Below are 22075 nucleotides of genomic sequence, written 5' to 3'. Positions count from 1 at the left end.
GGGGTGCGGCGGTGCAGCGCCGGCCGACGCGAGAGGGCCGGTGTCGAGAGAGACGGGATGGCATCGGGCGGCGCGGGGGCGGCGCTCGTCCTGGAAACACCAGATGGGTACGACCATCAACGGGCCTCCTGAGGAGGCCCGTTGAATCTTCCGGGAGCATGCACAGAATCGTGCATGCCTTTGTCGAAATCTTGCATTACTTTGGCCAAAGGTTACTGACGTGCTACCGGAGCGTCAACACTTCGACAGCAGTCACTATTGACGGACTTCCCTCCCCCCGACGGCTGCCGCCCGCACCGACCGGGCCCACAAATTCGGGGAAGGTGTCGCCCCCGACCACTGGAGGCCACACCTTCCCCGGAGTTGCGCAGGATCTTGCGTCAGGTCGTACGGGAACGATCAGACATCTGGCGCCGTCAGCACGAAGGTCTCCAGCAGCTCCCCGCCGTACCAGTCGGTGCGCTGACCGACATGCCCCATGCCCAGCCGCCGAGCGACAGCCATCGACGGTTCGTTGCTCGGCGACACGACCGCGTAGATCTCCCGGGTGCCGGCGGCGAACTCCCGGGCCACCACCGCGCGGGCCGCCTCGGTGGCGTAGCCGTGACCCCACGCGTCCGGGTGCAGGTGCCAGCCCACCTCGATGTCGTCGGTTCGGCGCGACTCGTCGCGCCCCGGCAACGGCTTGAGCAACACGGTGCCCACCACCTGACCCGTCTCGCGTACCTCGATCGCCCAGGTGCCGTACCGGCCGCCGTCGTCGGCGTGCCGCTCCTGCCAGCTCCGCAGCCGCTCGACGGCCTGGGCGGGGTTGGTCATCGGCAGACCCGACGCCACACCCAGATATCGACTGACCTCGGGACGCGAGTAGATGTCGTAGATCCGGGCCAGATCGGCCGGATCGTCGGTCCAGTCGCGCAGGATCAGGCGTTCGGTAGTGAGAACAGTCATGACCGGCGATCTTAAGGAGTGACGGCCTCGACGACGGGGAAGGAGAACCCGATGGGCAACGGATGGCAGCGCGCGAAACGGATCACCACAGCCGCGTTCCGTCCGGTGCGCGGACGGGACCTGTCGTTGCACGCCGCCGCGATCACCTTCTACGGGGCGATCGCCGTGGTGCCGGTCGCCCTGCTGGCGATCTGGCTCACCGCGCTGGTGGCCGGGGCCGACCGGGTACGCCGGCTGACCTCGTACGCCGTGGAGGCCCTGCCCACCGCGATCGGCGCGCCCCGGGCGGTGGAGGCACTGGTCGACGCCGGGGTGGGGTTGACGCCGCTGCTGGCGCTGGCCTCCCTGCTGCCCGCCTCACTGTATGGCGAGGGCCTGCGCAGAGCGTTCGTCTCGGTGGCCGCGCCCCGCACCGACGAGCACCTTGTCGGCTGGCGGGGCCGGCTCCTGCTGATGCCGCTGCTCGCGCCGGCCCCCGCGCTGCTGCTGTCGATCCTGTTGGCGCTCCCGCTCACCACCCGCCTCGTACGCCAGGGCGGTTGGCTCGGTGTACTCGGCGTGGTGCTGTCGTTCCTGGCGGTCTGGCTGGTGCTCACGCCGGTGCTGGTGTGGGTGTTCCGGGTCGTCGGGCCGGCCTCACCGGACTGGCTCTCCACCCTCGGGGTCGGGTCTTTCACCGCGGCGAACCTCTCCGGATTCCTGCACGGCTTCGTGCTCTTCGCCTCGCTCCCGCTGGACCTCGGAGTGCCCTTCGGCGGCTTCGACGACATCGGCGCCGGCGTGGCGGTCCTCCTCTGGCTCTACCTGTTCCATGTGATCGTCCTGGCCGGCTACTCCGCCACCCTGGCCCTCTCCAACTGGCGCACCAACCGCCCCACCCACCCCTCCCCTGAGCCTGGTCGATCATGAAGTTGTTGCCACCCGACTCGGCGTGTCCGGGCAATAACTTCATGATCAACGCGGGCTGGGGCGGGGGGAGGGGAGGGTGGGTGGGGGCGGCGGGTGGCGGGGTTAGGGGGTGGAGAGGGCTTCGGTGGGGGTTAGGCGGGCGGCTCGGATTGACGGGTAGACGCCGGCGATCACCCCTACCAGGAGGGCGCCGGTGATTCCGCCGAGCACCGCGGTCAGTGGAATCGTGGGCGGCCAGCCCTGGTAGCTGGCGTAGCCGACAGTCGCGAGCACCCCCAGGACGGCCCCGGCGGCACCGCCGAGCACGCTGAGCAGTACCGACTCGGTGAGGAACTGCACCCGGATCTGGCCGCGGTTCGCGCCGAGCGCTCGGCGTAGACCGATCTCCCGACGACGCTCCAGCACCGAGATGACCATCGTGTTGGCCACCCCGATCCCACCGACCAGCAGGGCGACCGCCGCCAACCCGAGGAACAGCGCGGAGAAGCTGCTCTCGGTGGCCCGTTTCGCAGCGAGCGCGTCGGAGGGGCGGCTGACCTGGACCAGCCCGGGCAACTGCGGGTTGAGGGTGGCCGGCAGCACGGCGCGGACGTCCTCCAACGCGTCCTCAGTGGCCCGCAGGTAGACGACAGTGGGGTGACCGTCGAAGTCGAGCATGGCCTTGGCGGCGTCCCACCCGACCAGCACCGAGCGGTCCAGATCCGGGGAGAGCGGCAACGGGTCCAGGATGCCGATCACAGTGAACCAGCGCTCGCCGATGAACACCTGGGGTGGTTGCCGGGGATCCACAGTGGCAAAGCCGAGCCGGCTCGCCGCTACGTACCCGAGGACTGCTGTCGGAAGCTGGGCCGCGCCGGCGTCGAGGGCCCGCCCGCTGCGGATCCGGCCGTTGACAGTCCCCAACAGGTCCGGCCGGGACGCGAGCACTGTGAGCCCGGACGTGTCGTACCGGTCCAGCAGGTCGTTGCGGCGTACGGCGGTGTGCGTGTTCGCGACCGCGCTCGCCGTCTGGACCGGCCCGATCCGCGACACCATGGCAGCGGCGTCCTCGGGCAGGAGGACGGGCGGGTTCTGATCCGGCACGGGCTCGACCCGCAGCAGGTTGGTGCCGAGGGCGGAGAGCTGGTCCATCAGGTCGCGCTGGCTGGACGCGGGGATACCCACCACGACCACCAACGTGGCGATGCCGATGGAGATGCCCAGGGCGGAGAGGACCGCCCGCATCCGGCGGGTGGTCAGGCCGAGCAGACCGAGCCGGAGTACGTCGGTCGGGGCGAGCCGGGTCGACCGGGTGTCACCCGGGGACGCGCTCACACCCCGCTCCCGGTGACGGTGTCGGCGACGATCCGGCCGTCGCGGATCTCCACCTGCCGAGGCGTACGGGCGGCGAGATCGCGGTCGTGGGTGATCACCGCGATGGTGGTGCCCTCCGCGTTGAGGTCTGTGAGCAGGGCAAGAACCGCCTCCCCGTTGACCGTGTCGAGGGCGCCGGTCGGCTCGTCGGCCAGCACCAACGCGGGCTCGTTGACGAGCGCCCGCGCTATCGCCACCCGCTGCCGCTCCCCGCCGGAGAGCTGCTGCGGCAGGTGGTCGACACGGTGCGCCAGGCCGACCCGGGCCAGCGCCTCGATCGCCGTTCGGCGACGGCGACGGCGGGGCACCCCGGCGTAGAGCAGGCCGGTGGCGACGTTCTCGGCGGCATCCAGCCCGTCGGTGAGGTGGAACTGCTGGAAGACGAAACCGAGCCAGCGGCCCCGCAGCGCGGAGAGCCGACGGTCGGACAGCGCGGTGACCTCCTGCCCGGCGACGCGTACCCGACCGCTGGTCGGCAGGTCGAGGGTGCCCATGATGTTCAGCAGCGTGGACTTGCCGGACCCGGAGGGCCCGACGATGGCGAGCATCTCGCCCGCGCGCACCGTCAGTGAGACGTCGTCAAGCGCCGTCACCCCGCCGGGGTACGTCCTACTGACTGCCTCGACGCTCAGCACCGGTTCGGCGATCACGATGCCGTCATGACGTCGAGGCCCTCGGTCACACCGGTGCCGCTGATCTCCACCAGACCCCGGGCGAACATCCCGGTCTCCACGGCCACCAGCCCACCGTCGGGCAGTTGCAGCGCATGCCCGCCCTCGCGGAGCGCCACCAGCGCGCCGACCGGCACCGCGAGCACGCCCTTGTGGACGGCGGTGGTGAAGCGGACCTGCACCGTTGCCGCGTCCAGCTTGGCCACGTCCGCCGCCCGGGTCGGTGCGACGAGGACGTCAACCGTCGGCGGGCTGCCCTGCCCGGTGCCGTCGTCCGAGCCACCGCCGCGCACCGTCTGCGAGATCGAGGCGACGGTGGCCGGGATCTCGGAGCTGTCCGGCAGGGCGACGACCACTGCGGCGCCCACAGTGATGGTGCCGACCTCGGTGGCCCCGACCGGCACTGTGACCAGCTTGACCTTCTCGGTGACGGCCAGCAGCTCACCGGCGACCGGGTCACCGGGCAGCGCCTTCACCGCGCTGACCCGGGCCGGCCCGGTCAGCACAGCTGCCTGCCCGACCCCGATCGTGCCCGTGGGGTCCAGGCCGAGTGCCTGCTGCCACTTCTTGATCGCGCTGACCAGACTCTTGGTGAGCAGTGCCTGACCTGTTCCGATCTTCGTGCCGTCGGTGCCCCGGGACGGCTGCGTACCGGTCTGGTAGCCCAGCGCCTTCAGGTTGTCCGACACGATCCGTACGTCGCTGCCCACCAGACCTGGCTTGTCGAGCGTGCGGAAGAGCGGCGTCCCGCCGAACAGCACCGGCACCGGTCGGTCGTTGACCCAGTAGAGCGCCTTGCCCCGGGCCACCGTGTCGCCCACCTTCGGCAGCCGGGTGACGACGCCCTCCCCTGCGCCCTTCACCAACCGCTCCGGGCCGAAGCCGAGTGTGCCGTTCAGCGAGCGGCTGTCCGACAGGTCGGCCCGGGTCACAGTCGTCGTGGCGACCGGCGGCGGGGCGCTGGGGGCGTCACCGCCGGGGTGACGCCGCAGAGCCAACGCCCCGACGCCGGCACCCACGGCGACCACCACTGTCACCACCGCCACCACGATCGCGGTACGCCGGGTCGTCCGCCGACCAGGGCCGTCGGTCGGGTTACTGCCGGGCACCGAAGATCTCCATCGTGCATTCCTTGTCGAGCTTGGCCACGGCCTGACCGTCAAGTCCGTTGGTCGGGTCGGCGACCCCGTCGTCGTAGGTCCAACCGGAGCCGTCCGGCAGCGAGTGGATCTTCATTCCGCGTCCACGCAGGCACTGGACGTAGTCGTTCCACTGACTCACGTAGTTCGGGTTCTTCTTCGGGTCCAGCTCCGGCGGCTGGAGCGGCAGCTTGTTCGCGCACGCCACGTACGCCGCCTTCGGCTCCCCGCTCTGGTCGAGGGACAGGCCCGTGCCGTCCCCCACCGGGCCGGGTTGTGACCGGCCGTCGTTCAGCTTCACGCCGTTGTCGTGCAGGCAGATGTTGTACGTCCCCCAGAGCCGCTCCTCCTCCTCGTCGGTCATGTCCAGGCGTAGCTGCGGCCGACCGTTGGCGGCGCCACCGGTCGGGGTGGCGCTCGCCCGGGCGGACGGGGTGACGAGCGACGCGACATCGCCGCTGGCGGTGCCCTTGTCGGCGCTGGACGCACCGCCGCCGCAGCCGGTGAGGGCGACGGCGAGGGCGACGGCGAGCACCGTGACCGCGGCGAGGCCGGCCGCGACCCGATGGGTTGAGTTGGTCATGGCGTGCAGCTTCACGCCCGGGTGTCAGAGACCTGTAAGGAACCGGTCGTCATCCGATAGTCCCAGCTCAGCGGCAGTGCTGGAACCGGTCGGGGCCACGTACAGTCGCTGCCGTGTGTGCGTACGTGCTGGTGGCCGAGGACGACCAGAAGCAGGCGGAGCTGGCGCGCCGGTATCTGGAACGCGAGGGGCACGAGGTGGTCGTGGTGGCCGACGGGCGGGCCGCGCTGGAGCAGATCCGGCAGCGGCCCCCGGATCTGCTGATCCTCGACGTGATGATGCCGAAGGTCGACGGCCTGGACGTCTGTCGCATCCTGCGCCGGGAGTCCGACCTGCCGGTGCTCATGCTGACCGCCCGGTCGACCGAGGACGACCTGCTGCTCGGCCTCGACCTGGGCGCCGACGACTACATGACGAAGCCGTACAGCCCGCGTGAACTGGTCGCCCGGGCCCGCAGCCTGCTGCGCCGGGGCCAACGGACGCAGGCGGACCCGGTGCTGCGGGTGGGCGCGGTGCACGTCGACCCGGTGCGCCACGAGGTACGCAGCGACGGCCGCCTCGTCGACTGCACACCTGGTGAGTTCCAGCTGCTCCAGGCGATGGCCGCCCAGCCCGCCCGGGCGTTCACCAGGGATCAGCTCCTGGGCTACCTGCACGGCTTCGACAGGTACATCACCAACCGGACCGTGGACGTGCACGTGATGAACCTCCGCCGGAAGATCGAGCCGAACCCGCGCAAGCCGGCCCGGTTGGTGACCGTGTACGGCATCGGATACAAGTTGGTCGAAGAGTCCCCCCGTGTCGGTTGAGGTCCCGCTGCGCCGCAGCCTGCTGCTCCGACTGCTGGCGCTGGCCGTCCTCATCGCCATCGGCTCGATCGCGGCGACCGCGTGGCTGGCCGTCCGCACCACCACCGGAGCGATCCGGCAGGAGCAGGGGCAGGCGCTGGCCGACGACGCGCGCATCTACGACACAGTGCTCGCGTACGCGGCGACCCATCCGAACTGGGACGGGGTCGACGCGGCAGTTCGGCCGCTCGCCCAGGACGTCGGCCGGCGGATCGCCCTGACCACCGAGACGGGTGCGCCGATCGCGGACTCGGCACCCGGCGCGGGCCCGTTGCCGACGACGTCGTCCGCGACCGTCGACGCGCTTGCCGTCGACACCGCCCTGATGCCCGGCACCACAATGCCGGGCGGCGGTGACGGCGGCGCCAGCCGCATCGACCCGCGCGCCATCGGGCCGTACCAGCTCCCACCGGAGGAGCGCGCCGCGCTGCGCGACGAGGCGGCCCAGGCGGTCCAGTGTCTGCGGCTCCGGGCGCAGATCGACGCCACCGTCGTGGACGGGCCCACTGGCCGCCCCCGCATCGACACCCCCGGCACCGACCTCGCCGACAGTGCCGTCTGCGGCCAGGCGAGAGTGGATCTCGCGACCCGTACGGCCACCGAGGGCAAGGCGCTCGCCCAGCTCAACGCCCTGGTGAACACCTGCCTGGCGCGGCGACGCCTGCCCGCCGTGCAGGTGGACCTGAACTGGACCTGGACGAGGCAGCCGGCGGCCAGCGCACCCGATTCCCGCAGCGCGGCCGGCGTCGACCAGGAGCACAACCGGGCGGTCAGTGCCTGCGTCGGCACCAGTCGACGCGAACAACTCCTCCCGTACGTCGCTCCGGCCGCGACCCTCTTCGTCAGCGACCCGGGCGGTCGCCCCTCGACCACCTTCGACCTCTCCCCGGCCAACCAGACCCGCATCGTCGCTGTCGCCGGCCTCGTCCTGCTGGTGACGATCGGCTTCACAGTCCTCGCCGGCATCCGGCTGACCCGCCCGCTGCACGCGCTGACCGGGGCCGCCCAGCGGATGCGCGACGGCGACGGCGCAGCCCGGGTCCGGGTGACCGGCCGCGACGAGATCGCCCGACTGGCCGAGGCCTTCAATGACATGGCCGAGCGGCGGGAACGGCTGGAGCAGTTACGCCGGGCCATGGTCAGCGACATCGCCCACGAGATGCGTACGCCGGTGAGCAACATCCGGGGTTGGCTCGAAGCGGTCGAGGACGGCGTCGCGGCCCCCGACCGCCGGCTGCTCTCCTCACTGCTGGAGGAGGCGACAGTGCTCCAGCACGTGATCACCGACCTGCAGGACCTGGCCGAGGCCGACGCGGGCGCGCTGCGGCTGCACCCCGAAGAGGTCTACCTCGCCGACCTGCTCGCCCAGGTCGCTGAGGCGCACCGGGCCCAGGCCGACCGGGTCGGCGTCACCATCACGGTACGCACCGAGGCCGACCCGCGGGTGCACGCCGACCCGGTGCGACTCCGCCAGGCCGTCGGCAACCTGGTCGCCAACGCGGTACGGCACACCCCGTCGGGCGGGCGCGTGACGATCAGCGCCAGCGCGACCGACGCCGAGGTCGTCGTCTCGGTGACCGACACCGGCAGCGGTATCAGCGCCGAGGACCTGCCCCGGGTCTTCGATCGCTTCTGGCGGGCCGAGAAGTCCCGTAGCCGGCTGACCGGCGGCAGCGGCCTGGGCCTCGCCATCGTGCGCAAGCTCACCGAGGCCCACGGCGGCACGGTCAGCGCCACCAGCACCCCCACCCAAGGCTCCACCTTCACCCTCCACCTACCCCCACCCCTACCTCCCCCACCCCTACCTCCCCCGCCCCTACCTCCCCCACCCCTACCTCCCGCCTCCTCCCAACCCCACCCCCCACCCGCCGGCCCGGTTGATCATGAAGTTATTGCCACTCGGCGCGGCGTGTCGTGGCAATAACTTCATGATCAACAGAAGACGGGGCAGGTGGGGCGGGGTATGGGGTGGGGTGGAAGGGGTGACCTGGTTGGGCAGGGCGGACTAGGCTGCCGCGGCATGAGCAGTGAGATTCCGGCCCGCGCCGACGTCGTGATCGTCGGTGCCGGGCACAACGGTCTGGTCTCCGCAGTCCTGCTGGCCCGGGCCGGCCTGGATGTCCTCGTGCTGGAGGCCGCCGACGTGATCGGCGGCGCGACCCGCACCGAGAACCCGTTCCCGAAGGTGCCGGGGCTGCGCCACTCCACCGGGTCGTACCTGCTCGGGCTGATGCCCCCGGAGCTGCTCGCCACGCTCGACGTACGGATTCCGGTGCTGCGCCGCGACCCGCACTACTTCCTCCCCACCCCGGGCGGCCTCGGCTCGCCGTACCTGCTCTTCGGCAGTGACACGGCCGCCACCCGGGCGCAGCTCGCCGATTTCTTCTCCCCCGGTGACGTGGCCGCCGACGACGCCATGCAGGCCGAGCTGGCCGCGCTGCGGGAAGACCTCGCCCCGGCCTGGCTGGCCGAGCCGCTGAACGTCCAGGAGACCGCCGAGCGGCACGTCCGCCCGGCGCTGCGCCAGGTCTTCGTCGACCTCGTGCAGGGCTCGGTCGCCGACTACCTGGCCCGGTTCGAGTTCCGCTCCGAACTGCTGGTCAGCATGTACGCGGTCACCGACGGCCTGTCCGGGCTCAACGCCGGCCCGGACGACCCCGGCACCGGCCACAACTTCCTCGTGCACAACATGTGCCGACTGCCCGGCTCCGGCGGCACCTGGATGATCGCCGAGGGCGGGATGGGCACCGTCTCCCGGACCTTCGCCGAGGCCGCACGCGCCGCCGGGGCCAGGATCCTGACCGGTACGCCGGTGCACGCGGTGACGCTGGACGGCGGCGCGGCGAGCGGAGTGGTGCTGGCCGACGGTCGGGAGGTCGCCGCTCGGGTGGTCCTCGGCGCGTGTGACCCGTACCGGCTGATGGACCTGTTGCCCGACGGTGCGCTCCCGGCGCGGCTCGGCGAACGGATGGCGGCGGTCCGCCGGCCCGGCACCACCCTCAAGCTCAACCTGGCGCTCACCGGGCTGCCGCGGTTCTCCTGCCTGCCGGACGGCACGCCGAGCCCGTTCGGCTCGACCATCCACCTGCTGCCCGGGTCGGCATCGCTGGTCGGCGGGGCGGAGGCGTCGCCGATGACCGCGCTGCGCGCCATGTGGGCGGACGTGCAGGCCGGGCTGCTGCCGGCGGAGCCCACCATCGAGTGGTACCTGCACACCACAGTCGACCCGTCGCTCTCCGACGCCGCCGGGCACCACTCGTCGGCGCTCTTCGTCCAGTCCGTCCCCTACGAGTTGGCCGGAACCACCTGGGACGCGGAGCTGCCCGGCTACGTCGACCGGCTCATCGGGATCGTCGAGCGGTACGCCCCCGGCACCGGTGACCTGATCGCCGACGCGGTGCCGCTGGCCCCACCCGGCATCGAGGAGCACTTCGGCATCACCGGTGGGCACATCCACCACGTCGACAACACCGTCTCGTTCACCGACCGGATGCCCTACGCCACCGGCGTCGACGGTGTGTACGCCGGCAGCGCCGGCTGCCACCCGGCCGGCAGCGTCATCGGCGCGGCCGGCCACAACGCCGCCCGCCGCATCCTCACCGACCTGGGCCGCTGACCAGACTCCCGCGATCTTGCACTTTCGGACGCCGATACGGGCGGTATGCCCCGCTCAGGCGCGACAGCAAGTGCAAGATCGCGGTGGTGAGGGGGTCAGATCACTGCCTCGCCGGCGGGAGCCGGGGTTTCCGCGTCCACCCGGTGGGCTCGCACCTTGTGGCCGACGCTGGTCAGGCAGCGGCCGCTGGGCAGGTCGAAGCGCCAGCCGTGCAACTGGCAGGTGAGCTGGTCGCCGTCGACGATGCCGAAGCGGGTCAGGTCCGCCTTCAGGTGCGGGCACCGCCGCTGCACCACCCAGTCGCCCAACGTGATGTCCTCGGCGTCGGTGCTGCGCTCGTGCTCGTCGTACCAGCCCTCGGCGTACTGGAGCCGCTCCTCGGAAAGACACTTGAAGAACGCGTAGACGAACTCGTTGTACTGGCCGATCCGGGCCGCCGAGAACCGGCAGGACAGGAAGAGCGAGTTGACCCAGTCCACCTCGTCGATGAAGAGCAGGTGCTCGATCAGCGACCGCTCGGTCCGGAACCGGTAGCGCACCTTCTCGTCCGCGTACGGCCGGACCTCCTTGCCGGGGAAGTCCACCACGATCGACTCGACGCTCTCGCCGTCATACCCCACCAGGTCGAAACGGACCGGACCGCCGACCCCCTTGGCCAGGTAGATCGACTCGTCGAGCAGCGGCTCGATCCGACGCTTCATCTCGCCGAGCACGTCCACCTCGGGGTGCCGCCAGGACGCCTTCTCCGCCTCGATGATCGGGCGCTTGCGCTCCCGCATCTCCTCCAGGTGCGCGACCTTGTTGGCGAAGAACTCCTGCACCGGCACCGGGTGGGTGGTGCTCGCGCCCTCGGTGGTGACCTCGGCGACGCTGCCCGGCAGCAGCACGATCCCGTTGGTGCCACCGACCTTGGCGTACTCCGACAGGAAGACCGACTGGTCGGGGAAGATGTTGCCCTCGTCGCCGTGGATGTCGTTGAACTGCCACAGGGCGTCGTCGAGGAAGCACGGCGGGCCGGCGATCGGGAAGACGTGCGACGCCTTCAGGTCGTCGATGTACCGCCAGGTCCGGTCGAACTGCCGGTCACGCTTCTGCTTACCGAACGCGGTCTTCGCCGCCTGCGGCAACTCGTAGACCATCGGGTACCAGATCGCACCGGAGAACTGGAGCAGGTGCGCGTGCACGTGCCCCAGCTCGGCGAACACGCTCAGGTCGGTGGGGCGGGCATCGTTCTGGTTGAGCAGCCGCACACCCTCGTACTCGACCCAGAGCGAGGAGTCGCCGATCGGCCCGTCGGTCGGGCTGGTCAACGCCTGAATCATGATCTTCAGGCCGCCGGGCAGCTCCACCACCTGCTCGTTGGGCGCCTTCAGGAACTTGGTGAAGCCCAGCGCCCGGAACTCGTCCTCCATCTCCGAGGTGGGGAACTCGGGGAGCAGGACCGTGGCGTCCTTGGAGACGAAGTCGCGCAGGTGCTTCGCGTCGAAGTGGTCCCGGTGCAGGTGGGAGACGTACAGGTAGTCGACCTGACCCAGGCTCTCCCAGTCCAGCAGAGAATTGTCCGGGAACGGGAACCACGACGCGAAGTAGGCCGGATTCACCCACGGGTCGCACAGGATGCTGCCCGCGGCCGTGTCGATCCGCATGCTGGCGTGCCCGGTTCCGGTCACTCGCACCGCACAGTCCCCCTCAAACAGACAATCAGGTGTACGCCAAACGCTACCGGAGCGAGTCTGACCGCCGCCCCGCGACGCCGGTAGTGCCATCCAGCCCAGGTGGGGCAGGGCCGATGGCCAGGAAACCCCCACCCCACCGCACCGCGTACGAGGCGTGCCAGACTAACCAAAGATCCGATCGCGAGGGAAGGACCGACAGTGGCAGGAAGCGAGCCGGTAACGTCGCCAGACCAGCACAAGCCCGGGCACCGCAAGGCCGGGCAGATCGGCGCCGTGCTGTCCGCACTGGCGCTGCTGGCGATGATCTGCGGCAACCACGAGGGCAGGGTCGAGGACATCTGGCTGATCGGCCTGGCCGCGCTGCTGCTGATCATCGTGATCGGCGACATCGTGTTGCGGCGCAGCGGTCTGCGCTCCTGACCCGACCCACCGCCGGACGACCGGCCGACGTACGCCGAGGGCCCGCCCCCACCCGGGGGACGGGCCCTCGTCCGTACCGCGTCGGGTCAGCGCCCGAAGAGGATGTCCTGCACGTCCTTGAGCGCCGCGTCGACCTCGGCCTCGAAGTAGCCACCCGGCACCAGGCCGAACCGGAGCGTGTCCAGGTCCTTCGGGTCGACAGGCATCGGGTTACGGCGCTGCATGCCACCGAGCAGGGTGTCGAAGAACCGGTCCACCTGGTCGGGGTCGTACCCGCTGCCGAACCGGCGCACCTGGAAGCTACGACGGATCTGGTCGACCCGGTACAGATCGCTGCCGGGCGGACCGGCCATCGGCGGACCACCCATCGGCGGGCCGCCCATCGGGGGGCCGGCCACCGCGGGCGGACCGGCCATCGGCGGGCCACCCATGCCCTGCTGCGGCAGCGGAGGCGGACCGGCCGGACCACGGCGCATGTCGCGCAGATCCCGCTCCGGCATCCGGATCTCGGCCGTCATGTCGGCGCGACCGTGCCGCCCCGCCTCGAAGCCGTCGAAGCGCGGCTCCTCCGGCGGCGGCGGATAACCGCCGGGCGCGCGCTGGTCGTCGGGGCCGTACCCGCCGCGCTGATCATCCGGGCCGTAGCCACCGGGTGAGCGCTGGTCGTCCGGCGGGCCGTACCCGCTGGGACCGGCGGGCAGGCCGCGCTGCGGCATGCCGTGGCCACCCATCGGGCCGGGGCCCATCTGGCCACCGGGGCCCATCGGGGGGCCGGCCGGGCCACGTGGCGCGTCGTAACCACCGCCGCGGGGGGCGTCGTACCCACCGGCGAAGGCACCGGTCGGCTCGTCGTAGCGGCCGTAGGGCGGGCCGGCCTGCGCGGGCATCGGCCGGGGCGGCATCGGCTGCGGGACCATGCCCCGGTCATCACGCATCGGCGGACCCATCCGGTCCGGTGGGCCCATCCGGTCACCCATCCGGGGGTCGCCACCGCGCCCGGCGCTGTTGCGCTCCTCCAGCTCGGCCAGCTGCCGCTCGACCCGGTCCAGGTGCAGGTCGACCTGCCACTCGTCGTAGCCGTTGAAGCGGACCCGGAAGACGACGTCATGAACCTCCTGGGAGGCCACCGGGGCACCGACCTGTCGGCCGTCGAGCGTCGCCTCGACCCGGTCGAGGAAGGCATCCACCTCGTCGACCTTGTATCCCCGGCGGAGCGCCTTGCGCCGGAAACGCTGACCCTGACTCGCCACTATGTCTCCTGGTCTCGTTCGCCACGCCCGGTCACGCCGGTGCCTCTCCGGCGCGGTCGGTGTTGGTGTCGTTGTCTTCGGCGGCGGCAAGCTGGCCACACGCGCCGTCGATCTCGCGACCTCGGGTGTCCCGAACTGTGGTGGACACCCCGGCGTCGCGCAACCGCCGGACGAACTCCCGCTCGACCGGCTTCGGGCTCGCGTCCCAGCGGCTGCCCGGCGTCGGATTGAGCGGGATGAGGTTCACGTGGGCCAATTTGCCGGCCAGCAGCCGCCCGAGCAGGTCGGCTCGCCACGGCTGGTCGTTCACGTCCTTGATCATCGCGTACTCGATCGACACGCGGCGGCCCGTCCGGGCGGCGTAGTCCCACGCTGCGTCCAGCACCTCGGCTACCTTCCAGCGCTGGTTTACCGGCACGAGTTCGTCGCGCAGATCATCATCGGGCGCGTGCAACGACAACGCAAGGGTCACTGAGAGGTCTTCGCTGGCCAGTCGGTGGATAGCCGGAACCAGGCCGACAGTGGAAACGGTGATGTGCCGCTGGGACAGACCGAGCCCCTCCGGTGCCGGGCTGACCAGCCGACGGATCGCCGCGATCACCCGGTTGTAGTTGGCCAGCGGCTCGCCCATGCCCATGAAGACGACGCGCGACAGCCTCGGCGGGGAACCGGCGACCACGCCGGAGGCCGCCACCCCGGCCATGTACACCGCCTGGTCGACGATCTCCGCCGTCGACAGGTTGCGGGTCAACCCGGCCTGGCCGGTCGCGCAGAACGGACAGGCCATGCCGCAACCCGCCTGGCTGGAGATGCAGACGGTCACCCGGTCCGGATAACCCATCAGCACGCTCTCCACCAGCGCGCCGTCGTGCAGCCGCCAGAGCGCCTTGCGGGTCGCGCCGTCATCGCAGGCCAGCTCGCGCACCGGGTTGAGCAACGTCGGCAGCAACTGGTCGGCCAGCCGCTCCCGGGTCGCCGCTGGCAGATCGGTCATCGCCTGCGGGTCGCGGACCAACCGCCCGAAGTAGTGGTTGGAGACCTGCTTGGCGCGGAAGGCCGGCTCCCCCAACCCGGTGACCAACGCCTGGCGGCCGGCCAGGTCCAGGTCAGCGAGGTGCTGAGGGGGCATGGAGGCCCGGCGCGCAGCGGGGGCGACCGAGATGGCGGGGATCAAGGGCAGGCTCGTCATGGCTGGTCCAGTGTGTCACGCCGTCGGCGGCGGCTGCCGCTCCGGAGGTGTCGAACGGGCCGCGACCACCACAGCCGGATGACCAGGTCGCCGTGATTCATACCTCAGCCCACCACCGGCACGAAGACCGCCAACAGCAGGTAGGCCGTCGGCACAGCGAACAGGATCGAGTCCAGTCGGTCCATCAGACCGCCGTGGCCGGGCAACAGGTTGCTCATGTCCTTCACGCCGAGATCCCGCTTGATCATCGACTCGGCCAGGTCGCCGAGGACCGCCGCGCAGGAGACGGCCACCCCGAACAGCGCACCCCACCAGGGGGCCACCTCGAACATCAGCCACAGCAGCAACGCCCCACCCAGGGCCGCCGCGGTGACCGAGCCGGCGAAGCCCTCCCAGGACTTCTTCGGGCTGATCGACGGGGCCATCGGGTGACGGCCGAAGGAGACCCCGGCCGCGTACCCACCGGTGTCGGAGAGGACCACCCCGATCAGCGTGGCCAGGATGCGCAGGCGCCCATCGCCGGGGGCCGCCGCCAGCAACGCCGCAAAGCCGGCGAGGAACGGCACGTAGACGGCGATCAGGGTGGCCGCGGTGAGATCCCGCTGGAAGCCGGCCGGCCCGTCACCCAACCGCCAGATCATGGTGCCCAGCACTGTGACCAGCAGCCCCAGGCTGAGCGCGTCCGGGCCGGCGTACCAGGCCAGACCCACTGTCAACACGCCGCCGGCGATCAGTGGCACCAGCGGCGGGTGCGCACCGCTGCGGCGTACCGCGCGGGCCATCTCCCAGATGCCGATGGCGACCGCGGCGGCGATCACCGGCAGGAACGCCAACGGATAGAAGACCAGCGGCACCACGATCAACGCGCCGAGGCCGAGCCCGACCCCGATCGCCGCGGGAAGGTTGCGTCCGGCCCGCCCGGTGCCCACCTGCTGGGTGGCCGGTCGGTCGAGGCTGGCCCGACGTCGCCCCTTCGACCGTCGACCGGTGGTCGGCTCCGCCGTCGGCTCCAGCTCCGGCCCGATCTCGGCCCCGATGGGCGCCAGCTGCGCGGTCGGATAATCGGTGTCGTCAGGGCGGACCGGCCCGTCGAACGGTCCCGGGCCGCCGTACCCGCCAGGCTCGTCGAAACGCGGGACACCGCCGCGGGGCGGGGCACCCTCCGGACCGGTGGACGCCCGGTCGCCGTACCGGTCACCGCGACCCCGGTCGTCGTACCGGTCGGGCTGGTTGCGGTCGTCGACGCGCCGGTCACGGTCGTCGAAGCGGTCATCCGGGCGGACCGGGCGGCCACGCTCGTCGTACGGGTCCGCAGGGTGCGGGTCGGCGTACGGCCGGGCGTGCGGGTCGGCGTACAGCTCAGGGCCGGCGGCCGGACGGCGGCTCCACTGGCCGGCCTCCAGCTCCTGGTCCGGCCAGGGCAGCGCCACCGGGCGCTCCGGCCGGTCCCAGCCGCGAGGCTCGCTGCCGTAGGGGTCGGGGTGGGACATCACGCACCGCGAAGCGGCACGAGAACCACCACATGACGCAAGACCACAAGCATCCCCTACACGTGCGATGTTCCTCCGATTGACCGCCCCGACGGTCGGTCGATCCCCGGTGTTCACCACCCGGTGGCCGGGAATCCTGCCGAGCCTACTGCACACGCCGGATCGGCACGGCGGACGAGGCACGCCCACGGACGCCACCCGGCGCCGCCGGCCCGCCGGCCCGCCGGCCAGCGGCGCACACCCATCCGGTACGGCAGACCGCAGGCGATCCGCAGCCGTCGATCCGACTCGTCGTGTGCGCGATCGAGTACTGAGCGCACCCGCCCGGCGTGGTCCGCTGGTGCCGCGCCGGCGCCAGCCCGCGCTCGGAACGGGGGAAGGGCACTCACATGTACAAGTTCGGTCTCGCGGTGCTGACGGTGGCCGCCATGGTCCTGGGAGCAGGGTCACCGGCCGCCGCCACCACGGCACTGACCAGGATCACCATCGACCGCCACACCAGCGAGCTGTACCCGTTCGAGCCGCCCGTCGGCGAGCCGGGAGTGACGTACCCGGCGGCAGCGGTCACCGCCACCGCCCGGAACTGCCCGGCCGGCATCGTCCTCATGTCGGCCTCGCTGGTGCAGGACGGCCTGCCGACCCTCTGGGCCACCGGGGGCCACGGCGCCGGCGAGATCCTCTGCGACGGCGGCACCGTCGAACTCGGGATGGCGTTCGCCCGGATCGCTCCGGCGCTGCACCCCGGCCGGGCCACCGCCCACTTCTCACTGCGCGGCTCGGACACCGGCGAGCAGTTCGCCGAAAGCACCAGGGCCGTCTGGATCCCCTGCTGACCTATGGAACGAGGCCCGTTCCCGACGTCGGGAACGGGCCTCGGAGCATGGGTCACACCTCGAGCAGCTCGGTTTCCTTGTGCTTCACCAGGTCGTCGATGCTGGCCACGTACCGCTGGGTCAGGTCGTCGAGTTCCTTCTCGGCGCGGCGACCGTCGTCCTCGCCGGCCTCGCCGTCCTTGACGATCCGGTCCAGCTCCTCCTTGCCACGGCGGCGGACGTTGCGGATCGCCACCTTGGCCTCCTCGCCCTTGTGCCGAGCCACCTTGATCATGTCGCGGCGGCGTTCCTCGGTCATCTGCGGGAGCAGGATGCGCAGCTGGTTGCCCTCGTTGTTCGGGTTGACCCCGAGGTCCGAGTCGCGGATCGCCTTCTCCATCGCGTTGATCTGCGAGTTGTCGTACGGCTTGATGATGGCCATCCGCGGCTCGGGAACCGCGATGGACGCCATCTGCGTCAGCGGCGTGGGCGTGCCGTAGTAGTCGATGATGACCTTGGAGAACATGGCGGCGTTGGCGCGACCGGTACGGATGGCGCCGAACTCCTCCTTGGCGTGCTCAACCGCACGCTCCATCTTCTCCTCGGCCTCGAGGAGGGTGTCGTCGATCACCGGTCTCCTCGCCTCCTTCTGTGCTCGTGGTGGGCTCTGCTGAAAGTCGTCAGACCGCTGTCGTCGTCGCCGGTCGGCGGGACTCAGGCGGTGATCAGGGTGCCGATCTTGTCGCCACCCACAGCGCGGATGATGGTGTCCTCACCCTGCGCGCCAAAGACCAGCATCGGCAGGCCGTTCTCCATGCAGAGGCTGAACGCCGCAGCGTCGGCCACCCGCAGGTTGCGGCGCAGCGCCTCGGAGAAGGTGATCGAGTCGAGCTTGCTGGCGGTGGGGTCGATCCGCGGGTCGGCGGTGTAGACGCCGTCCACGCCGTTCTTGCTCATCAGCACCACGTCGGCCCGGATCTCCAGCGCCCGCTGGGCGGCCACCGTGTCAGTGGAGAAGTACGGCATTCCGGCGCCGGCGCCGAAGATGACCACGCGGCCCTTCTCCAGGTGCCGGATGGCCCGCAGCGGGATGTACGGCTCGGCGACCTGGGCCATCGTGATGGCGCTCTGCACCCGGGTCTCGATGCCCTCCTTCTCCAGGAAGTCCTGGAGCGCGAGGCAGTTCATCACGGTGCCGAGCATGCCCATGTAGTCGGCGCGGGCCCGGTCCATCCCGCGCTTCTGCAGCTCCGCGCCGCGGAAGAAGTTGCCTCCGCCGACCACCACGGAGACCTGCACGCCGCGGCGGACCACTGTGGCGATCTGCCGGGCGATGGCCTGGACGACGTCCGGGTCGACGCCGATCGCGCCGCCACCGAAGACCTCACCGGAGAGCTTCAGCACCACCCGGCGGGCACGCCCCGGCGGCGGTGCCGTCGGATCGTCCAGCTCCAGCGTCCGGTCACTCACAACCTGCGTCATCCGCCCCGCCCTTCCCCACGCGCACGCCCCGTGCGGCGCGTACCGCGAACCTGCCGCTGCCGACCCTATGTGACGAGGAGGCCGCGGTGCCTGTCACGTACACCGGCGGCCTCCTCGTTGACGTCTTCTGCCCACGGGCGCGCGTGGCGCCCGGTGGCGGCTCAGGCCTGGCCGACCTCGAACCGCACGAAGCGGGTGACCTCGATGCCGGCCTCGGCCAGCAGCTGCTTCACCGACTTCTTGTTGTCAGAGACGGACGACTGCTCGATCAGGACGAAGTCCTTGAAGAAGGAGTTGACCCGACCCTCGATGATCTTCGGCAGAGCCGCCTCGGGCTTGTTCTCCTCGCGGGCGGTCTGCTCGGCGATGCGCCGCTCGGACTCGACGACCTCAGCCGGAACCTCGTCCCGGGTGAGGTACTTCGGCCGCATCGCGGCGATCTGCATTGCCACACCACGGGCGTCGGCGTCGCCGGCCTCGTCGGTCTTGCCGGTGTACGACACCAGCACACCAACCGCCGGCGGCAGGTCCTGGGCCTTGCGGTGCAGGTAGACGGCGGTGGTGCCCTCGACCCGGGCGAACCGGTTGAGGACCAGCTTCTCGCCGATCTTGGCGGACTGCTCCTGGATCAGGTCCGCGACGACCTTGCCGTCGAGCTCGGTGGCGAGCAGCTCCTCGGCGGAGTTCACGCCAGCGCGCTCACCGTGCTCGACCAGCTGCTGGCCCAGCGCGATGAACGACTCGGTCTTGGCGACGAAGTCGGTCTCGCAGTTGAGCTCGAGCAGCGCCTTGCCGGAGTGGGCGACCAGGCCGTTCGCGGCCGTACGGCCGGCCCGCTTGCCGACGTCCTTGGCGCCCTTGACGCGCAGGATCTCGACGGCCTTGTCGAAGTCGCCCTCGGCCTCGGTCAGCGCCTTCTTGCTGTCCATCATGCCGGCGCCGGTGAGGTCGCGGAGCTTCTTGACGTCCGCGGCGGTGATTTGGGACATGGCTCTCTCTTCGGTGTTGAGACGGCGTGTGGATGGTCAGAGGTGCCGGTTACCCGGATCCGGGCGAATCGTGCCCGGCGTACCGTCGCTGCCCGCCGTTCGCGAAAACGGACGGCAGGGCAGCGACGGTGCGATCACTCCGCGGTCGCGGCCGCCGGCTGCTCGGTGGCGGCCTGCGCCGGCTGCTCCGGGGTGGCGGGCTGCTCGGTGGCGGCAGCGGCGGGCTGCTCGGCCGGGGCGGCCGGAGTGGCCGACTCGTCGGCCTTCTTCGGCTCAAGCAGCTCGCGCTCCCACTCGGTCAGCGGCTCGTCGCTCGCGACACCCTCGGGCTTCTCGTCGTTGCCCCGGCGACGGCCGGAACGCGCGATCAGACCATCCGCGACGGCGGCGGCGACGACCTTGGTCAGCAGCTCCGCCGACCGGATCGCGTCGTCGTTACCCGGGATCGGGAAGTCGACCTCGTCCGGGTCACAGTTGGTGTCCAGCACCGCGATCACCGGGATGCCCAGCTTGCGGGCCTCGTCGACGGCGATGTGCTCCTTCTTGGTGTCGACGATCCAGACCGCGGCGGGAAGCTTCTGCATGTCCCGCAGGCCACCGAGGGTGCGGGTCAGCTTGATCTTCTCGCGGGAGAGCTGCAGGGTCTCCTTCTTGGTGTAACCGGCGGCGGTGCCGCTGAGGTCACCCAGGCCCTCCAGCTCCTTCATCCGCTGGAGCCGCTTGTAAACGGTCTGGAAGTTGGTCAGCATGCCACCGAGCCAGCGGTGGTTGACGTACGGCTGGCCGACCCGGGTCGCCTGCTCGGCAATCGCCTCCTGGGCCTGCTTCTTGGTGCCGACGAACAGGATGCTGCCACCCTCGGCGACGGTCCCACGCACGAACTCGTACGCCTTCTCGATGTACTCGAGGGTCTGGCGCAGGTCGATGATGTAGATGCCGTTGCGCTCGGTCATGATGAAGCGCTTCATCTTCGGGTTCCAGCGCCGGGTCTGGTGCCCGAAGTGGACACCGCTCTCCAGCAGCTGACGCATGGTCACGACGGCCATGGTTGGGGTACTCCTCAAGGTCCCTGGTTGTCACGCCCGGCCGGTGGCCGGGCGTCCTGGCGCCTGGTCGCCGACCCATGGTGGACCCGATCAAGATCGGGACCAGGGAGGCCGTCGCTCCACGACGATTCGTGAAGAGGGCGCGCGAGGTCGACCGCACGAGGCGGTCGCCAGTTGGCCAGTGTACGCCCCTCACCCGTTCAGCCGCCCCGGGGTGCGCGTGGCGTGCTGCTCCGCCGCTCGCTCGCGGGCGTTGCTTGCTCGCGGGCGTTGTCGGGAAGATCGCGCTGGTTCGTGGAAATAGTGGCCTCCGCGTCGCCGGAGGCCACTATTTCCTGGTTGTTGTCCGAATCATCAGCGCGCACCCGGCCGCTGGCGGGCCGGTCGGGTCAGCCGGCGGCGAGCGCGGCGGTCACGAAGAGCACCAGGCCGACGGTCAGGTAGGCCGTCGGTGGGCGCAGCCAGCCCCGACCGTTGTCGGCGAGCGCCAGACCTCCGGTTCGGAGCCCGTACAGCCCGGTCGCGAAGATCGGCAGTCCGGCGACCAGGGCGATACCCGCCACCACGTTCCCGGCGTCCACCGGGTCGCCGGTCACGCCCGCCAGCAGCACCCGCAACGCGGGAACCTCGAAGACCAACGCCAACAGAGCGAAGAGTACGGCCAGCACCGGTCGGCGGGTCCGATAGACGCCGTCGGCGGCCGGCGGATACACCGGCGGCTCACCTGTGGGCAGGTCGGGGCGCGGGCCGATCCCGGGCATCGGGCCGGTAGGCATCTCCAGCGGGTGCGGCGTGTCGCCGCCACCCCGGGTGGGCTCGATGATCGGGTACCCGGCGAGCGGAGCGGGACGAGCCTGGTCAGCGAGCATGCCGGCCGACTCTGTCGCCGCGCTGTCGCGGGTGGTGTCAGGTGCCGCGCTGGTCACCGGAGATCCCGCAGTGGTCGTCTCGCGGGCGGCCCGGCGTCTGGGCAGCTCACCAGAGGTCTCCGAGGGGTCCCGGTCCGCCCGCCTCGATCGGGTGGCCCGGTAACCGTCCACCTCCGGCCGGGCGGCACCCAACGGGTCGACAGCGCCGAAACGCCCCGAATCAGCCTCGCTCGCCCCGAACCGACCGGTCTGATCGTCCAGGACGCCGAAGCGACCGGAGTCCGGCTCCGGCGCACCGAAACGGCCCACGTCCACCGCGCTCAGACGACCCGAGTCCGACTCCGGCGTACCGAAGCGGCTCGCGTCGACGGCGCCGAAGCGTCCCGAGTCCGGCTCGCGGCGGCGGCCGACTCCGGTGTCCTCGACGGAGCGGCCGTCTTCCGCGCCACGCTGCTCGGGGATCTCACCGTCCCGGTACCGCGCTTCGCCCGCGCCACGCCACTCCGACTCGCCGTAACCGCGACCCCGCTCGTCGGGGTACCAGCGCGGCTCCTGATCTTCCGGAAAACTCCGTCGTCCGTCCACGTCAGGCACCGTATGCGACCGGCCACGCCCGCGCCATTTCAGCCCGGCCGGCCGCGCCGCCGATCGTCCGGGACAGCGCGGACACGAGTCGCGCTGTAGCACAGCGCCGGCATGATCATCCGACTGTCCACAGCACCCCCGTTGTCCACAGCCGGGCCCCCGCCGGGTCGCGGCGGTCACCCTCCGGCGGGCACCGT

Annotated in this window: 20 protein-coding genes; 6 read left to right on the top strand and 14 right to left on the bottom strand. The window is 71.1% G+C overall.

Annotated elements, in window-relative coordinates; all coding sequences use genetic code 11:
• Positions 1-399: 399 nt before the first annotated feature.
• Positions 400-951 (bottom strand): GNAT family N-acetyltransferase, encoded by a 552-nt coding sequence (locus MED01_RS29275; RefSeq protein WP_238671713.1) that lies wholly within the window; start codon positions 949-951, stop codon positions 400-402.
• Between the two features lie 51 nt (positions 952-1002).
• Here MED01_RS29275 and MED01_RS29270 point away from each other — a divergent pair, with 51 nt between their 5' ends.
• Positions 1003-1860: a YhjD/YihY/BrkB family envelope integrity protein gene (locus tag MED01_RS29270; protein ID WP_238671712.1), complete on the top strand. Its 858-nt coding sequence runs from the start codon at positions 1003-1005 to the stop codon at positions 1858-1860.
• Positions 1861-1962: 102 nt separating this feature from the next.
• Here the strand turns inward: MED01_RS29270 and MED01_RS29265 are convergent, their stop codons facing one another.
• From MED01_RS29265 to MED01_RS29250, 4 genes are read right to left on the bottom strand one after another with little or no spacing between them, the layout of a single operon-like run.
• Positions 1963-3174 (bottom strand): ABC transporter permease, encoded by a 1212-nt coding sequence (locus MED01_RS29265; RefSeq protein ID WP_238671711.1) that lies wholly within the window; start codon positions 3172-3174, stop codon positions 1963-1965.
• Positions 3171-3860, bottom strand: coding sequence for an ABC transporter ATP-binding protein (locus MED01_RS29260; protein WP_238671963.1), 690 nt, complete (start codon positions 3858-3860; stop codon positions 3171-3173). Before MED01_RS29260 ends, MED01_RS29265 begins: the two co-directional genes overlap by 4 nt.
• Positions 3860-4993, bottom strand: coding sequence for a peptidoglycan-binding domain-containing protein (locus tag MED01_RS29255; RefSeq protein WP_238671710.1), 1134 nt, complete (start codon positions 4991-4993; stop codon positions 3860-3862). The genes MED01_RS29260 and MED01_RS29255 overlap by 1 nt, the downstream gene beginning before the upstream one ends.
• Complete coding sequence (locus MED01_RS29250; protein WP_238671709.1) at positions 4980-5606, bottom strand: hypothetical protein; 627 nt, start codon at positions 5604-5606, stop codon at positions 4980-4982. The genes MED01_RS29255 and MED01_RS29250 overlap by 14 nt, the downstream gene beginning before the upstream one ends.
• 113 nt (positions 5607-5719) lie before the next feature.
• Here MED01_RS29250 and MED01_RS29245 point away from each other — a divergent pair, with 113 nt between their 5' ends.
• The 3 genes from MED01_RS29245 to MED01_RS29235 all read left to right on the top strand — a co-directional run bounded on the left by MED01_RS29245 (position 5720) and on the right by MED01_RS29235 (position 10070).
• Complete coding sequence (locus MED01_RS29245) at positions 5720-6415, top strand: response regulator transcription factor (RefSeq protein ID WP_238671708.1); 696 nt, start codon at positions 5720-5722, stop codon at positions 6413-6415.
• Positions 6405-8378: a HAMP domain-containing sensor histidine kinase gene (locus MED01_RS29240; protein ID WP_238671707.1), complete on the top strand. Its 1974-nt coding sequence runs from the start codon at positions 6405-6407 to the stop codon at positions 8376-8378. The genes MED01_RS29245 and MED01_RS29240 overlap by 11 nt, the downstream gene beginning before the upstream one ends.
• A gap of 96 nt (positions 8379-8474) precedes the next feature.
• Positions 8475-10070, top strand: a complete 1596-nt coding sequence (locus tag MED01_RS29235; protein WP_238671706.1) for a phytoene desaturase family protein — start codon at positions 8475-8477, stop codon at positions 10068-10070.
• Between the two features lie 95 nt (positions 10071-10165).
• On the opposite strand, the gene MED01_RS29230 is transcribed toward MED01_RS29235, so the two are convergent.
• Positions 10166-11746: a Rieske 2Fe-2S domain-containing protein gene (locus tag MED01_RS29230; protein WP_091400310.1), complete on the bottom strand. Its 1581-nt coding sequence runs from the start codon at positions 11744-11746 to the stop codon at positions 10166-10168.
• A gap of 198 nt (positions 11747-11944) precedes the next feature.
• On the opposite strand from MED01_RS29230, the gene MED01_RS29225 reads away from it, so the two are divergent.
• Positions 11945-12166, top strand: a complete 222-nt coding sequence (locus tag MED01_RS29225) for a DUF2631 domain-containing protein (protein WP_036412111.1) — start codon at positions 11945-11947, stop codon at positions 12164-12166.
• Positions 12167-12252: 86 nt separating this feature from the next.
• Here MED01_RS29225 and MED01_RS29220 read toward each other — a convergent pair whose 3' ends face one another.
• From MED01_RS29220 to MED01_RS29210, 3 genes are all read right to left on the bottom strand, one after another.
• On the bottom strand, positions 12253-13416 hold the full coding sequence (locus MED01_RS29220) for a DivIVA domain-containing protein (RefSeq protein WP_238671705.1): 1164 nt from the start codon (positions 13414-13416) through the stop codon (positions 12253-12255).
• Between the two features lie 31 nt (positions 13417-13447).
• The gene (rlmN, locus tag MED01_RS29215) at positions 13448-14605 is read right to left on the bottom strand and encodes a dual-specificity RNA methyltransferase RlmN (protein ID WP_091400305.1); all 1158 of its coding nucleotides are present in this window, start codon (positions 14603-14605) and stop codon (positions 13448-13450) included.
• A 104-nt stretch (positions 14606-14709) separates the two neighbouring features.
• Entirely contained in the window at positions 14710-16095 is a 1386-nt protein-coding gene (locus MED01_RS29210) for a phosphatidate cytidylyltransferase (RefSeq protein WP_238671704.1), read from the bottom strand.
• Positions 16096-16484: 389 nt separating this feature from the next.
• Here MED01_RS29210 and MED01_RS29205 point away from each other — a divergent pair, with 389 nt between their 5' ends.
• The gene (locus MED01_RS29205; RefSeq protein ID WP_238671703.1) at positions 16485-16928 is read left to right on the top strand and encodes a hypothetical protein; all 444 of its coding nucleotides are present in this window, start codon (positions 16485-16487) and stop codon (positions 16926-16928) included.
• A gap of 52 nt (positions 16929-16980) precedes the next feature.
• Here the strand turns inward: MED01_RS29205 and frr are convergent, their stop codons facing one another.
• From frr to MED01_RS29180, 5 genes are all read right to left on the bottom strand, one after another.
• Positions 16981-17538, bottom strand: a complete 558-nt coding sequence (gene frr, locus MED01_RS29200) for a ribosome recycling factor (RefSeq protein WP_088946658.1) — start codon at positions 17536-17538, stop codon at positions 16981-16983.
• A gap of 83 nt (positions 17539-17621) precedes the next feature.
• The gene (gene pyrH, locus MED01_RS29195; RefSeq protein ID WP_238671702.1) at positions 17622-18389 is read right to left on the bottom strand and encodes a UMP kinase; all 768 of its coding nucleotides are present in this window, start codon (positions 18387-18389) and stop codon (positions 17622-17624) included.
• Between the two features lie 161 nt (positions 18390-18550).
• Entirely contained in the window at positions 18551-19378 is an 828-nt protein-coding gene (tsf, locus tag MED01_RS29190; RefSeq protein WP_112588474.1) for a translation elongation factor Ts, read from the bottom strand.
• A gap of 134 nt (positions 19379-19512) precedes the next feature.
• Positions 19513-20424, bottom strand: a complete 912-nt coding sequence (gene rpsB / locus MED01_RS29185) for a 30S ribosomal protein S2 (RefSeq protein WP_238671701.1) — start codon at positions 20422-20424, stop codon at positions 19513-19515.
• Between the two features lie 389 nt (positions 20425-20813).
• Complete coding sequence (locus MED01_RS29180) at positions 20814-21878, bottom strand: hypothetical protein (RefSeq protein WP_238671700.1); 1065 nt, start codon at positions 21876-21878, stop codon at positions 20814-20816.
• Positions 21879-22075: the final 197 nt, after the last annotated feature.

Origin of the sequence: Micromonospora alfalfae, from assembly GCF_022230925.1 — a bacterium.
Classification (GTDB): domain Bacteria; phylum Actinomycetota; class Actinomycetes; order Mycobacteriales; family Micromonosporaceae; genus Micromonospora; species Micromonospora alfalfae.
This window is presented reverse-complemented; position numbering and strand designations above follow the sequence as displayed.